The following is a 13,682-nucleotide window of genomic DNA, read 5'->3' on the forward strand; positions in this document are numbered from 1 at the left end:
TACACCGCGTGCCCGCCCGGCTCGGCATGGGTTCCCGTTTGCACGGGAACGACGTTTACGCGCCGCGGACCGCGCTGGCCGGCACTTCGACAAATTCCCCGGGCATCAAGGGATGGGTCGCCAGCGAAAACGGCCCGATGCTGCTGCGTACCAGCCGCAGGGTCGGCAGCCCGACGGCGGCCGTCATCCTGCGCACCTGGCGGTTCTTGCCTTCCTGCAGCGTAATCGCGATCCAGCTGGTCGGCTTGTCGGCCCGCGCCCGGATCGGCGGATTGCGCGGCCACAGCCATTCCGGCTCGGCGATGCGCACCGCCCGGCACGGCTTGGTGATGAAGTCGCCCAGGTCGATCGGCGCCTGCAGCTTTTCCAGCGCGGCAGCGTCGGCCACCCCATCCACCTGTACCAGATACGTCTTCGCTTCCTTGTGGTCGGGGTGGGCGATCTGGTGCTGCAGGCGGCCGTCGTCGGTCAGCAGCATCAGGCCTTCACTGTCGGCGTCCAGCCGTCCGGCGGGGTAGATGTTGGGTTGCTTCAGGTAGTCGGCCAGCGATTCGCGCCCAGGCTGGGGCGAAAACTGGCACAGCACCTGGAACGGCTTGTTAAAGAGGATCAGGGACATGGGGTGCGGCGGCTGCCTTTCAGGTCGAAAGCCATTGTTCGTGTCTTAAAACGGTGGCACCTAGTAAAATACTAGTGCATAATGTGAAACGGCTCTTATGTCTTATAGAAGACCTTCCGGCCAGTACAACATAATTGTAACCAGTTTCAGTATCCAGACCTATCCATCGCGGCACCGTTCGCGAATACCGAGGAAATGCGCATGAGCAGTGATCAGACCATCATTTACACCCTGACCGACGAGGCGCCGCTGCTGGCAACCCACGCCTTCCTGCCAGTCGTCAGCACGTTCGCCAAAGCCGCCGGCGTCACCGTCGAGAAGAGCGACATCTCGGTCGCGGCCCGCATCCTGGCCGCCTTCCCGGAGCGCCTCAAGCCCGAGCAGCGCGTGCCGGACGCCCTGGCCGAACTCGGCAAGCTGACGCTCACGCCGGAAGCCAACATCATCAAGCTGCCGAACATCAGCGCCTCCGTGTCGCAGCTGGAAACGGCGATCGAGGAATTGCAGGCCAAGGGCTACGACGTGCCCGACTATCCTGCCAGCCCGAAGACCGACGAAGAAAAAGAGATCAAGGCCCGGTACGGCAAGTGCATCGGTTCGGCAGTGAACCCGGTCCTGCGTGAAGGCAACTCCGACCGCCGCGCGCCGCGCGCAGTCAAGGAATACGCCCGCAAGAACCCGCACTCGATGGCCGAATGGTCGGCAGCCTCGCGCACCCACGTCTCGCACATGACCGAAGGCGACTTCTACCATGGCGAGAAGTCGATGACGATCAACGGCGCGCGCGACGTCAAGATGGAACTGATCACCAACAGCGGCAAGACCGTCGTGCTCAAGCAAAAGGTGGCCCTGCAGGACGGCGAGATCATCGATTCGATGTTCATGAGCCGCAAGGCCCTGCTGGCCTTCTACGAAAAACAGATCGAAGACGCAAAGAACACCGGCGTCATGTTCTCGCTGCACGTCAAGGCGACCATGATGAAGGTGTCGCACCCGATCGTGTTCGGCCACTGCGTGCGCATGTTCTACAAGGAAGCGTTCGAGAAGCACGGCGCCCTGCTGGACAGCCTGGGCGTCAACGTCAACAACGGCATGGCCGACCTGTACAACAAGATCGCCGACCTGCCGGTGTCGCAGCGCGATGAAATCGTGCGCGACCTCCACGCCTGCCAGGAAAACCGTCCGGCGCTGGCAATGGTCGATTCGGCCAAGGGCATCACCAACTTCCACTCGCCGAACGACGTCATCGTCGACGCGTCGATGCCGGCAATGATCCGCGCCGGCGGCAAGATGTACGGCGCCGACGGTCGCCTGAAGGAAGTCAAGGCCGTGATCCCGGAGAGCACCTTCGCCCGCATTTACCAGGAGATCATCAACTTCTGCAAATGGCATGGCGCCTTCGACCCGAAAACCATGGGCACCGTGCCGAACGTGGGCCTGATGGCCCAGCAGGCCGAAGAATATGGTTCGCACGACAAGACCTTCGAGATCCCGGAAGATGGCGTGGCCAACATCACCGACCTGGCAACGGGCGAAGTGCTGCTGTCGCAAAACGTCGAGCAGGGCGATATTTGGCGCATGTGCCAGGTGAAGGACGCGCCGATCCGCGACTGGGTCAAGCTGGCCGTCACGCGCGCGCGCAACTCCGGCATGCCGGCGGTGTTCTGGCTCGACCCATACCGTCCGCATGAAAACGAGCTGATCAAGAAGGTCAGGACTTACCTGAAGGACCACGACACGACCGGCCTGGACATCCAGATCATGTCGCAAGTACGGGCGATGCGCTACACGCTCGAGCGCGTGGCACGCGGCCTGGACACCATTTCGGTGACCGGCAACATCCTGCGCGACTACCTGACCGACCTGTTCCCGATCCTGGAACTGGGCACCAGCGCCAAGATGCTGTCGATCGTCCCGCTGATGGCCGGCGGCGGCATGTACGAAACGGGCGCGGGCGGTTCGGCGCCGAAGCACGTGCAGCAGCTGGTGGAAGAAAACCACCTGCGCTGGGATTCGCTGGGCGAGTTCCTGGCGCTGGCCGTGTCCTTCGAAGACCTCGGCCTCAAGACCGGCAACGCCAAGGCCAAGATCTTGGCCAGCACGCTCGACACCGCGACCGGCAAGCTGCTGGACAACCGCAAGTCGCCATCGCCGAAAACCGGCGAACTCGACAACCGCGGCAGCCAGTTCTACCTGTCGATGTACTGGGCCCAGGAACTGGCCGCGCAGACCGACGACGCCGAACTGGCAGCGCACTTTGCGCCGCTGGCCAAGTCGCTGACGGAAAACGAAGACAAGATCGTGGCTGAACTGCTGGCAGTGCAGGGCAAGCCGGTCGATGTGGGCGGCTACTACAAGCTGGACGAAGCGAAAGTATCGGCAGCCATGCGTCCTAGCGCGACCTTCAACGCAGCGCTCGCAACCCTGGCGTAATACCAGCCCCGGCCCCTGATGGCCGAAGAAAAAAACCCGCCCGGCCTTGATGGCCGCGGCGGGTTTTTACTTTTGCGCGATGAGTGGTGCATAATGCAATATTCAAATCATATGTCTTATGGAAGAGTAGCCGCGCCATGCCGCAATGGCGCCTCAGTCCAATTGGGAGAGCACAATGTACCAACATATCACCGTCCCGGCCGATGGCCAGAAAATCAGCGTCAACGCCGATCTGACACTGACGGTTCCGGATAACCCGATCATTCCCTTCATCGAAGGCGATGGCACCGGCATCGACATCACCCCGGTCATGATCAAGGTGGTCGACGCCGCGGTGGCCAAGGCCTACGGCGGCCGCCGCAAGATCAGCTGGATGGAAGTGTTTGCCGGCGAAAAGTCGACCAGCGTGTATGGCCCGGACGTGTGGCTGCCGGACGAGACGCTGGACGCGGTCAAGGACTACGTCGTCTCGATCAAGGGCCCGTTGACCACGCCAGTGGGCGGCGGCATCCGTTCGCTCAACGTCGCCCTGCGCCAGCAGCTCGACCTGTACGTCTGCCTGCGCCCGGTACGCTACTTCACCGGTGTGCCTTCGCCGCTGAAACAGCCTGAAAAAACCAACATGGTCATCTTCCGCGAGAACTCGGAAGACATTTACGCCGGTATCGAATACCAGCAGGGTTCGGACGGCGTCAAGAAACTGATGGACTTCCTGGTTAAGGAAATGGGCGTCACCAAGATCCGCTTCCCTGAGACTTCGGGCCTGGGCATCAAGCCGGTGTCGATCGAAGGTACCGAGCGCCTGGTGCGCAAGGCGATCCAGTACGCGATCGACAACGACAAGCCTTCGGTGACCATCGTCCACAAGGGCAATATCATGAAGTACACCGAAGGCGGCTTCCGTGACTGGGCTTACGCCCTGGCCCAGAAGGAATTCGGCGCGGAACTGATCGACGGCGGCCCATGGTGCAAGTTCAAGAATCCGAAGACCGGCCGCGAGATCATCATCAAGGATTCGATCGCCGACGCATTCCTGCAGCAGATCCTGCTGCGTCCGGCCGAGTACAGCGTGATCGCGACGCTGAACCTGAACGGCGACTACATCTCGGACGCGCTGGCGGCCCAGGTTGGCGGCATCGGTATTGCGCCAGGTGCAAACATGTCCGATTCCGTCGCCATGTTCGAAGCCACCCACGGCACTGCGCCCAAGTACGCAGGCAAGGACTACGTGAACCCGGGTTCCTTGATCCTGTCGGCCGAGATGATGCTGCGCCATATGGGCTGGGTTGAAGCGGCTGACCTGATCATCGAATCGATGCAGAAATCGATCGCCTCGAAGCGCGTCACCTACGATTTCGCCCGCCTGATGGAAGGCGCGACCCAGGTGTCGTGCTCGGGCTTTGGCGATGTGATGATCGAAAACATGTAATTGTTCGCCTTACCGGCCGCGGCGCGGCAGGGTACGCCGGCAAAGGCCCCGTTCCTCGCAAGAGGGCGGGGCCTTTCTCGTGGGCGGTTGATTATTGTTCATGCAATAATCGGGCTTCGCAGCGGAGGGGCTTATGGACGACAATCAGAAGTTCATGCAGGTCGGGCACTTTATATATGGGTTCCAGCGGGTCAGGATGACGCTGGCCGGCCTGTACCAGATGCTGGACGGTAGCGGGCACAACGATTTGCAACTGGCGGAACTCGCCAGCCGCACCGCCGCCTTGTTTGCGCGGCGGCGCGCGGCCGACGCCGTGGCGGTTTCCGGCTTCAACGCGGTGATTGAAAGCGTCCAGAAACACGGTGCGCGCCTGGATAAATTACTCGCGCAAATTGATCCCGACAACGTGCCCGACGAAGACGAGCTTCAAGGCTTGCTCAACTGCCAGCACGAACTGGAACGCTTTCAGCGGCTACTGGCATCGGCGCCGGGCGATATTGCCGGATCCTGATATTCATTCGATCACGAACGTAATTCTTGTTGTTGCGACAAAGCTGTTTTTGTCATGGACAAGAGTTGGACAAAGTGCGGCTTCGGCTATACTTTCTCAGTGGCATCTAATGATGCTGTTGTGACTAGCCGACCCGCGCTATCCAACCCAACACCAGGCCCAAACAATGCCCATCGTCGACCGCACCCATTACCACCAGGCTGATCGCCTCATGCTATTCATCATCTGGGGCTTGTTCCTGATGTCCCTGGGTTTATCGGGCATGCACGACACCATGAAGTGGGCGCTGATCGCCGGGCTGCCAGCGGCGCTGGTCCCGACCGCCATGATCATCATGGCGGGCGGCACCCGCCTCACGGCATCGGTGGTGGCGGTATCGCTGATGGTGTTCAGCGCCTTGCACATCCACCAGGCGGCGGGCATGAACGAGCTGCATTTCGGTATTTTCGTTCTGCTGGCGTTCCTGCTGTGCTACCGCGACTGGATGGTCGTGGTGGTGGGCGCGGCCGTGATTGCACTTCATCACTTGAGCTTCAACTACTTGCAGGAGCTGGGGTACGGCGTGCGCTGCATGACCGAACCCGGCTTCGGTCGCGTATTGGTGCATGCCGCTTACGTTATTGTCGAGACCGGCGTCCTGTGCTTCCTCGCCATCCTGCTGCGCCGCGAAACCCAGCAGGCGGCGGAGCTGACGGCGACGGTGGCCGCGCTGTCCGGCAGCGGCGGCGCGATCGACTTGCGCCGCGATGAACACAGCGCGCAAAGTGCCGCCGGACAGGCGCTCCAGAACGCGCTTGGCGTGATGCATGGCGCGATAGCGCGGGTGCACCAGGGTGTGGAAACCATCGCCGCGGCCTCGCGCGAAATTGCCACCGGCAACCTCGACTTGTCGGAGCGCACCGAGCGCCAGGCCTGTTCGCTTCAGGGGACGGTGGCGTCGATGGAGGCGCTGACGTCGCGCGTGCGACTGAACGGTGAAAGCGCGCGCAGGGCCAACGAGCTGGCCATTTCCGCTTCGAGCGTGGCAGTGCGCGGCGGCGAAGTGGTGTCGCAGGTCGTTGATACGATGTCGTCGATTAACGATTCGTCAAAGCAGATCGTCGATATCATCTCCGTCATCGACGGTATCGCTTTCCAGACCAACATCCTGGCCTTGAATGCTGCGGTGGAGGCGGCCCGGGCCGGGGACCAGGGGCGCGGCTTTGCGGTAGTCGCGTCCGAGGTGCGGGTGCTGGCGCAACGCTCTGCCGCTGCCGCCAAGGAAATCAAGCAACTGATCGGCGACTCGGTCGGCCGCGTGCAGACTGGTTCGGAGCTGGTCAGCAAGGCTGGCGCCACCATGGAAGAGATTGTGCACAGCGTCCGCCGCGTGACCGACATCATGGGCGAGATCAGCGCCGCCAGCGCGGAGCAGGAGTCGAACATCAACGAGATCGACCGGGCGATCAGCGACATGGACAGCGTTACCCAGCAGAATGCGGCGCAGGTCGAAGAAGCCGCGGCCGCGGCGCGCTCGCTGCAGGACCAGGCCGACGAGCTGGCACGGGTGGTGGACACTTTCGCGCTCGACGCCAACCGGGCGCCCGAGGCCGGCAAGGACAGGGCGCGGTTGCCAGGGCGCCGGGTCAGCCAGCTAGCAGCCTGAAAACTTAACGCGGGTGCGCATCTTCCCATGGGGAGCGGCGCACCGACCACTGCACCAGCGGCTCGCCATCGTCATCAATGAGAGTGTCATGCGCCGTGAAACCAAGCGATTGCACGGCCCGGGTCGAGCCGACGTTGTCGGCATTCACCTGGGCCAGCACCGCGTCGACTTGCCCTGAAGCAAACGCAAGCCGGACCAGCTCGCTAATCGCGGCGCTCGCCATTCCCTGCTTGCGGCATGCCGGAGCGACTCCATATCCGATCTCGACGCAGCCGTCGGCCGGTTCGTCCTTGAATCCGCAGGCGCCGACAACAGCCGAATCGGAAACGCGGATAATCAGGAAGGTGCTGCACCAGTCAGGATGTGCGCCCTTGTGCAGTTGGCGCAACGATCGTTCCGCCACGAAACCAGGCGGCAGCGCACCCTCGGCGACAGCGCCGGGCAGCCCGGCGGGAGCGCGGGATGCCGCAAGCGCGCGCAAGTCGGCAGGGGAGAGGGAGTGAAGTCGAACTTTGGTCATCATTGCAAAAAAAACCCCGCCACGGGGGCGGGGTTTTTCACACCAAGTGAGCTTTGATTAAGCGGACTGGATGTTGGAAGCTTGCTTGCCTTTAGGGCCTTGCGTGACTTCGAACTGAACTTTTTGACCTTCTTTGAGGGTCTTGAAACCGTTCATGTTGATTGCGGAGAAGTGTGCGAACAGATCCTCGCCGCCGTCATCTGGAGTGATGAAGCCAAAGCCTTTGGAATCATTGAACCACTTAACTGTACCTGTTGCCATAAAAGAACTTTCAAATATAAACAAATCACACGAGCCATAAAAGCAAGAAGCTTCTTGCCCCCTCCTCAGCTGCTCACATCTTATCAACAAGTACATAAGTACAAGTCAATATCCGCATTGTTGGCGGAATAATTTTTGAAGTCAAGGGCTTTTGAAAATAAATTGTCATTCCTGCCACAGCGGTCCAAAACGCAACTCTTGATTTCCTGAATCGGGTCGCCATCTGCGCTTAGTCTCGAAAACGCGTAAGATGGGAAAATAAATGTAGTGGCCTGATGTTTACACATTGCATCATCGTTGAAAGCCTTAGAATAAGCGTATGGCAACCAAGCAAGATACCGAACAAGTGCTGGAGCGGCAGGTGGTTAAACCGCCTCCGCTATACCAGGTAGCGCTGCTGAATGATGACTATACCCCGATGGAATTCGTAGTGGCCATCATCCAGGAGTACTTCAATAAGGATCGCGAGACGGCGACGCAGATCATGCTATCCGTTCACCGCCACGGCAAAGGAGTGTGCGGCGTGTTTTCCAAAGATATAGCGTGTACCAAAGTGGAGTTTGTATTAACGCATGCGCGCAAGGCGGGGCATCCCCTGCAGTGCGTGATGGAGGAAGTATGATTGCGCAGGAACTTGAAGTCTCTTTACACATGGCCTTTGTCGAAGCCCGGCAAGCACGGCACGAATTCATTACCGTTGAGCACCTGCTGCTGGCGCTGCTGGACAATCCGTCCGCTGCCGAAGTCCTGCGTGCCTGCGCGGTCAACATTGAAGACCTGCGCAAGACCCTGACCAATTTTATCGGCGATAACACGCCGACCGTGCCGGGCACGGGCGAGGTCGACACCCAGCCGACGCTGGGCTTCCAGCGCGTGATCCAGCGCGCGATCATGCACGTCCAGTCGGCCTCGAACGGCAAGAAGGAAGTCACCGGCGCCAATGTGCTGGTGGCCATCTTCGGCGAAAAAGACTCGCATGCGGTGTACTACTTGCACCAGCAGGGCGTCACGCGCCTTGACGTGGTCAACTTCATTTCGCACGGCGTGCGCAAGGACCAGCAGATCGACAGCCAGAAGGCATCCGAAGGCGTGGAAGAAGCCCAGGTCGAAGGACAGACCAAGGAAAGCCCGCTCGACCAATTCACCCAGAACCTGAACAAGTCCGCGTCCGAAGGCAAGATCGATCCGCTGATCGGGCGCGAGGAAGAAGTCGACCGCGTCATCCAGATCCTGTGCCGCCGCCGCAAGAACAACCCGCTGCTGGTCGGTGAAGCCGGTGTTGGCAAGACCGCCATCGCGGAAGGCCTGGCATGGCGCATCACCCAGGGCGACGTGCCTGAAGTGCTGAGCAACGCCATCGTCTACTCGCTGGACATGGGCGCGCTGCTGGCCGGCACCAAGTACCGCGGCGACTTCGAGCAGCGCCTGAAGGCCGTGCTCAAGCAGCTGAAGGACGCGCCGAACGGCATCCTGTTCATCGACGAGATCCACACGATCATCGGCGCCGGTTCGGCGTCGGGCGGCACCCTGGACGCGTCCAACCTGCTCAAGCCTGCGCTGTCCAATGGCCAGCTCAAGTGCATCGGCGCGACCACCTTCACCGAGTTCCGCGGCGTGTTCGAAAAAGACCACGCGCTGTCGCGCCGCTTCCAGAAGGTCGACGTCAACGAGCCGACCGTCGAGCAGACCGTGCAGATCCTGCGCGGCCTGAAGTCGCGCTTCGAAGAGCACCACGGCGTCAAGTACTCGTCGTCGGCGCTGTCGACCGCGGCTGAGCTGGCGGCCCGCTTCATCAACGACCGCCACCTTCCGGACAAGGCGATCGACGTCATCGACGAAGCCGGCGCTGCGCAGCGCATCCTGCCGAAGTCGAAGCAGAAGAAAACCATCGGCAAAACCGAGATCGAGGACATCATCGCCAAGATCGCGCGTATTCCGCCGCAAACCGTCAACCAGGACGACCGCAGCAAGCTGCAGACCATCGACCGCGACCTGCGCAACGTCGTGTTCGGCCAGGACCCTGCGATCGACGCGCTGTCGTCAGCCATCAAGATGGCGCGTGCTGGCCTCGGCAAGACCGACAAGCCGATCGGCTCCTTCCTGTTCTCCGGTCCTACCGGCGTCGGCAAGACCGAAGTGGCGAAGCAGCTGGCCTTCATCCTCGGCATCGAGCTGATTCGCTTCGACATGTCCGAGTACATGGAACGGCATGCGGTCAGCCGCCTGATCGGCGCGCCTCCGGGCTACGTCGGATTCGACCAGGGCGGTTTGCTGACCGAAGCCATCACCAAGAAGCCGCACGCGGTGCTGCTGCTGGACGAGATTGAAAAAGCCCACCCGGACATTTTCAATATCCTGCTGCAGGTGATGGACCATGGCACGCTGACCGACAACAACGGACGCAAGGCCGACTTCCGCAACGTGATCATCATCATGACCACCAACGCTGGCGCGGAAAGCCTGACCAAGCGCTCGATGGGCTTCACCGATTCGAAGGCGCAGGGCGACGAGATGGCCGACATCAAGCGCATGTTCACGCCTGAGTTCCGCAACCGTATCGACGCGACCATCAGCTTCCGTGCGCTGGACGAAGAAATCATCCTGCGCGTGGTCGACAAGTTCCTGATGCAGCTTGAAGAGCAGCTGCACGAGAAGAAAGTCGAAGCGGTGTTCACCGAGAAGCTGCGCAAGTACCTCGCGCGCAAGGGCTTCGATCCGCAGATGGGAGCGCGTCCGATGTCGCGCCTGATCCAGGACATGATCCGCAAGGCGCTGGCCGACGAGCTGCTGTTTGGCCGCCTGGTCAACGGCGGGCGCATCACGGTCGACCTGGACGACAACGACAACGTGCTGATCGAGTTCCCGGAAGGCGACACCATGCCGCCGCCGGCGCCGGCCGAGACGGTCGAAATCGAGTAAGCGCGCAAGCGCAACCAGAAAACCCGCACAGTTCGCACTGTGCGGGTTTTTTTTACGGGCGTCGTTACTTTGGCTGGACCCACCACTTATGCCCTCCCGCTATCTCGTCCTTTGCTTATTGCTTTTCGCTGCTCACGCACCTGCGAGCGATGACCCATTGGCTGAACTGAAGAAAGGGCAACCGAGGGATGTCAAACAACTGATTGATCGCATCGCCCTCTGTACACACTGGAGTGGCGAAGAGCCCTATGACGCTGAACGTAGCCAGGAAATCTCGCGAGCGATGAAAGACTCGCGATGCAATGAACTGGCGAAGGATGAAGCGGCAGCGCGCAAACGCTACGCAAAACGGCCGGGCACGATCAAGGCGTTGGAACAAGCTAAAGAGTTAGGGTATTGACCAGCCGATAGTCGCACGTGCTGCCAGGCCCCGCGGGCAAGGATGTGAATCAAATTACGAACGGACCGACACATGAAAATTCATAGCACCACTCCCATCCTCCGCATCTTCGATGAAGCGAAAGCCAAAGAATTCTATGTGGATTTCCTTGGATTCAAGGTCGACTGGGAGCACCGCTTCGAGCCAGCCCTACCTCTCTACCTGCAAATCTCGCGCGAGGGCTGCATCCTTCACCTGTCCGAACATCACGGCGATTGCTGCCCCGGCTCGGCCATGCGGATTGAAGTGAACGGCATCGACGAGCTGCATGCTGAGCTGATCGCAAAACAGTTTAAGTATGCGCGGCCCTCCCTGGACGACACCCCATGGGGTACTCGTGACATGTCGGTCAAAGACCCGTTCGGCAATCGCCTGACCTTTACCACCGCAATCAGCACCTGAGATGACTGTGCTATGAAACGCGAAGCACCCCATCAACACAGGTCACCGAGTTGCCTCCAACCTCAACAGCCTTTTCGCTGACCGCGAGCCGCAGCTGTCCATTCCGTTTAACCACAACGCCCTGTGACGCGACGAAAGCGCGGCCGAAGCGTTCGACCTGGCCGGTATGCCGGATAAACGCGCCCACGGTCCCCGAGCCGCTGCCGCAGACCGGGTCCTCGTCAATCCCATGCGCCGGCGCGAACGCGCGTATCTCGATGCGCGCCTCGCGCCCATCGTTATGCGGCCCGAAGATCACCACGCCGGTATGCCGACCCTTCCTGTCCTGTTCCTTCATGCGGACAAAGTCCGGCCGCGCATCGAGCACCGCCTGCGCGCTATCAAGCTGCGCGACGATCCAGCGCGCGCCCACATCAACCAGGCATGGCGTATGGCCGCGATCAACGCGCAAGCCGAGCACCGCCTCAAGCTCATCGCACTGCGCCTCGTCCAGGCGCGTGATGGCCGGCTCCGGAAGACTGAACGAGATCGACTGCGCGCCATCCGTTCCAGCCTCCACTTCCAGCCGGACCAGGCCCACGCGGCACTGCTGCACCAGCACGCCGTCGGTCGCCTTCACCATGCCAGCCTCCAGCAACGCATGCGCGGTACCGATGGTCGGATGCCCTGCGAAGGGCAGCTCGGCATGCGGCGTGAAGATGCGCACGTGGTAATCCGCCTGCGCATCGGTAACCGGCACCACGAAGGTGGTCTCCGACAGGTTGGTCCAGTTTGCGACCTGCTGCATCTGTTCGGTGGATAGCGCGCTTGCGTCGAGTACGACGGCGACCGGATTGCCCATGAACGGCTTGCGGGTAAACACATCGACTTGCTTGAACGGTAGGGCGGACATGGCGGGTCCTTCGTAAACGGGAAAAGGGGCTTCGATTATAGGCACAGGGAGATCGCTTACGTCGATCTGGTGTAAAGTTCTCAAGAGCAAACATTCCCGGACTACGCCATGCACCAGATGAACAAACTTGCCGCAGCCCTGTTGGCCGCGGGGCTCCTCAACACCGCCTTCGCTGCTGAGAGAATCGCCGTCGACGTCGCGCTGACGCAGGCCACCATCATCGACGTGGCGGCCGGCACCCGCGCCACCGGCCAGTCCGTGCTCCTGAAAGGCGACACCATCATCGCCGTGGTCAAGGACGCCGAGCTGAAAAACTACGCGCCGAAGAAGGTCATCAAACTGCGCGGCAAATACCTGATGCCCGGCCTGTGGGACACCCACGTCCACTTCGGCGGCGGCGAAGCGCTGATCGAAGAGAACAAGCAGCTGCTGCCGCTGTATCTCGCGCACGGCATCACAACGGTGCGCGACTGCGCAGGCGACTTGTCCGACACGGTGCTGTCATGGCGCCGCCAGATCGCCGAGGGCAAACTGGCCGGCCCCACGATCTTCGCATCCGGCCCCAAGCTGGAAGGGATCAAGCCGATGTGGAAGGGCACCCTTGAAGTGGGCACGCCTGAAGACGTGAGCAAGGCGCTCGACAAGCTGCTGGCGCAGGGCGTCGATTTTGTCAAGATCACCGAGAGCACAATGACGCCGGAGATCTACCTCGAGGCACTGCGCCAGGCCAAGGCACGCGGCATGCGCACATCGGGCCACCTGCCGGGCCAGATGCCGCTGGCGCGCGCCTTCGAGGCGGGGCTCGGCACGGTTGAACACCAGACCTACCTGCTGCGCGCAACCACGCCGCGCGAGGGCGAGCTGGCTGGGCAGGTCGCCGCCGGCAAGCTGACCGGGCGCGAGGTCATGCGCCTGAGCCTGGAGGGCTATGACGAAGCCACCGCGCGCAAAGCCTTCCGCCACATGGCCGCCCAAGGCACGGCGGTGGTGCCGACGCTGTGGGGATCGCGCATCACAGCCTATCTCGACCAGGAAAGCCACCACGCTGACGACTACCTGAAGTACATCGGCAAGGGCATTCGCGCGACCTACGAATGGCGGGTGCAGCGCGCAGCGCAGGATGGACCGGAGGCGATCGCGTTGCGGCACGCGATTTTCGAAAAATCCGCCGGGCTGCTGCCCCTGCTGGCGCAGGAAGGCGTGAGCATCATCGCCGGCACCGACGCGGGTTTCCTCAACTCGTTTAACTATCCGGGGCAGGCGCTGCACGACGAGATCGGGCTGTTCGTGCGCTACGGGCTGACGCCGCAGCAGGCGCTGCAAAGCGCGGTGGTCAACGGACCGCGCTTCCTCGGCAAGCTGGAACGTTACGGCAGCGTCGCAGCCGGCAAGACGGCCGACCTGCTGGTCCTCGACGCCGACCCGCTGGCCGATATCGGCGCGACGCGCAAGATCCGCATGGTGGTCAGCCGTGGCGAGGTGCACGACCGTGCGCGTCTCGACAAGATGCTGGAAGGCGTGAAGCGCTGGGTAGCCAGCCGTGGTTGACCAACGTCCGTCTACAATGCGCAACAGCTGGCGACCGGCGAACCGAAGCGTATTTACATATCGC

13 protein-coding genes are annotated in these 13,682 nt (G+C 61.5%); 9 read left to right on the plus strand and 4 right to left on the minus strand.

Annotated features, from left to right (window positions below):
* Nucleotides 1-55: 55 nt before the first annotated feature.
* Nucleotides 56-619, minus strand: a complete 564-nt coding sequence (locus LMJ30_RS17260) for a pseudouridine synthase (RefSeq protein ID WP_229433668.1) — start codon at nt 617-619, stop codon at nt 56-58.
* Nucleotides 620-820: 201 nt separating this feature from the next.
* On the opposite strand from LMJ30_RS17260, the gene LMJ30_RS17265 reads away from it, so the two are divergent.
* From LMJ30_RS17265 to LMJ30_RS21795, 4 genes are all read left to right on the plus strand, one after another.
* Entirely contained in the window at nt 821-3,052 is a 2,232-nt protein-coding gene (locus LMJ30_RS17265; protein WP_229433669.1) for an NADP-dependent isocitrate dehydrogenase, read from the plus strand.
* Nucleotides 3,053-3,227: 175 nt separating this feature from the next.
* A complete protein-coding gene (gene icd / locus LMJ30_RS17270; protein ID WP_229433670.1) occupies nt 3,228-4,481 on the plus strand; it encodes an NADP-dependent isocitrate dehydrogenase in 1,254 nt (417 codons plus the stop codon).
* Between the two features lie 133 nt (nt 4,482-4,614).
* On the plus strand, nt 4,615-4,992 hold the full coding sequence (locus LMJ30_RS17275) for a hypothetical protein (protein ID WP_229433671.1): 378 nt from the start codon (nt 4,615-4,617) through the stop codon (nt 4,990-4,992).
* A gap of 166 nt (nt 4,993-5,158) precedes the next feature.
* Nucleotides 5,159-6,637, plus strand: a complete 1,479-nt coding sequence (locus tag LMJ30_RS21795) for a methyl-accepting chemotaxis protein (RefSeq protein WP_307729356.1) — start codon at nt 5,159-5,161, stop codon at nt 6,635-6,637.
* A gap of 4 nt (nt 6,638-6,641) precedes the next feature.
* Here the strand turns inward: LMJ30_RS21795 and LMJ30_RS17285 are convergent, their stop codons facing one another.
* Both LMJ30_RS17285 and cspE read right to left on the minus strand, forming a co-directional pair.
* Nucleotides 6,642-7,025: a GNAT family N-acetyltransferase gene (locus tag LMJ30_RS17285; protein WP_229433672.1), complete on the minus strand. Its 384-nt coding sequence runs from the start codon at nt 7,023-7,025 to the stop codon at nt 6,642-6,644.
* 189 nt (nt 7,026-7,214) lie between these two features.
* Nucleotides 7,215-7,418, minus strand: coding sequence for a transcription antiterminator/RNA stability regulator CspE (cspE, locus tag LMJ30_RS17290; RefSeq protein ID WP_008446468.1), 204 nt, complete (start codon nt 7,416-7,418; stop codon nt 7,215-7,217).
* A gap of 319 nt (nt 7,419-7,737) precedes the next feature.
* Between cspE and clpS the strand changes: the two genes are divergently transcribed.
* The 4 genes from clpS (at nt 7,738) to LMJ30_RS17310 (ending at nt 11,178) form a co-directional block, all read left to right on the plus strand.
* The gene (clpS, locus tag LMJ30_RS17295) at nt 7,738-8,040 is read left to right on the plus strand and encodes an ATP-dependent Clp protease adapter ClpS (RefSeq protein WP_119811538.1); all 303 of its coding nucleotides are present in this window, start codon (nt 7,738-7,740) and stop codon (nt 8,038-8,040) included.
* On the plus strand, nt 8,037-10,337 hold the full coding sequence (gene clpA / locus LMJ30_RS17300) for an ATP-dependent Clp protease ATP-binding subunit ClpA (RefSeq protein WP_229433673.1): 2,301 nt from the start codon (nt 8,037-8,039) through the stop codon (nt 10,335-10,337). The genes clpS and clpA overlap by 4 nt, the downstream gene beginning before the upstream one ends.
* Nucleotides 10,338-10,494: 157 nt before the next feature.
* Nucleotides 10,495-10,737, plus strand: a complete 243-nt coding sequence (locus tag LMJ30_RS17305) for a hypothetical protein (RefSeq protein WP_229433674.1) — start codon at nt 10,495-10,497, stop codon at nt 10,735-10,737.
* Nucleotides 10,738-10,809: 72 nt separating this feature from the next.
* Nucleotides 10,810-11,178 carry a glyoxalase superfamily protein gene (locus LMJ30_RS17310; RefSeq protein WP_229433675.1) on the plus strand — a complete coding sequence of 123 codons (369 nt, stop codon included), beginning with the start codon at nt 10,810-10,812 and terminating at the stop codon, nt 11,176-11,178.
* A gap of 10 nt (nt 11,179-11,188) precedes the next feature.
* Here LMJ30_RS17310 and LMJ30_RS17315 read toward each other — a convergent pair whose 3' ends face one another.
* Complete coding sequence (locus LMJ30_RS17315) at nt 11,189-12,070, minus strand: PhzF family phenazine biosynthesis protein (protein ID WP_229433676.1); 882 nt, start codon at nt 12,068-12,070, stop codon at nt 11,189-11,191.
* Between the two features lie 108 nt (nt 12,071-12,178).
* Between LMJ30_RS17315 and LMJ30_RS17320 the strand changes: the two genes are divergently transcribed.
* Nucleotides 12,179-13,618 (plus strand): amidohydrolase family protein, encoded by a 1,440-nt coding sequence (locus LMJ30_RS17320; RefSeq protein ID WP_229433677.1) that lies wholly within the window; start codon nt 12,179-12,181, stop codon nt 13,616-13,618.
* The last annotated feature ends 64 nt before the right edge of the window (nt 13,619-13,682 follow it).

The organism is Massilia agrisoli (assembly GCF_020831365.1).
Taxonomy (GTDB): domain Bacteria; phylum Pseudomonadota; class Gammaproteobacteria; order Burkholderiales; family Burkholderiaceae_D; genus Telluria_A; species Telluria_A agrisoli.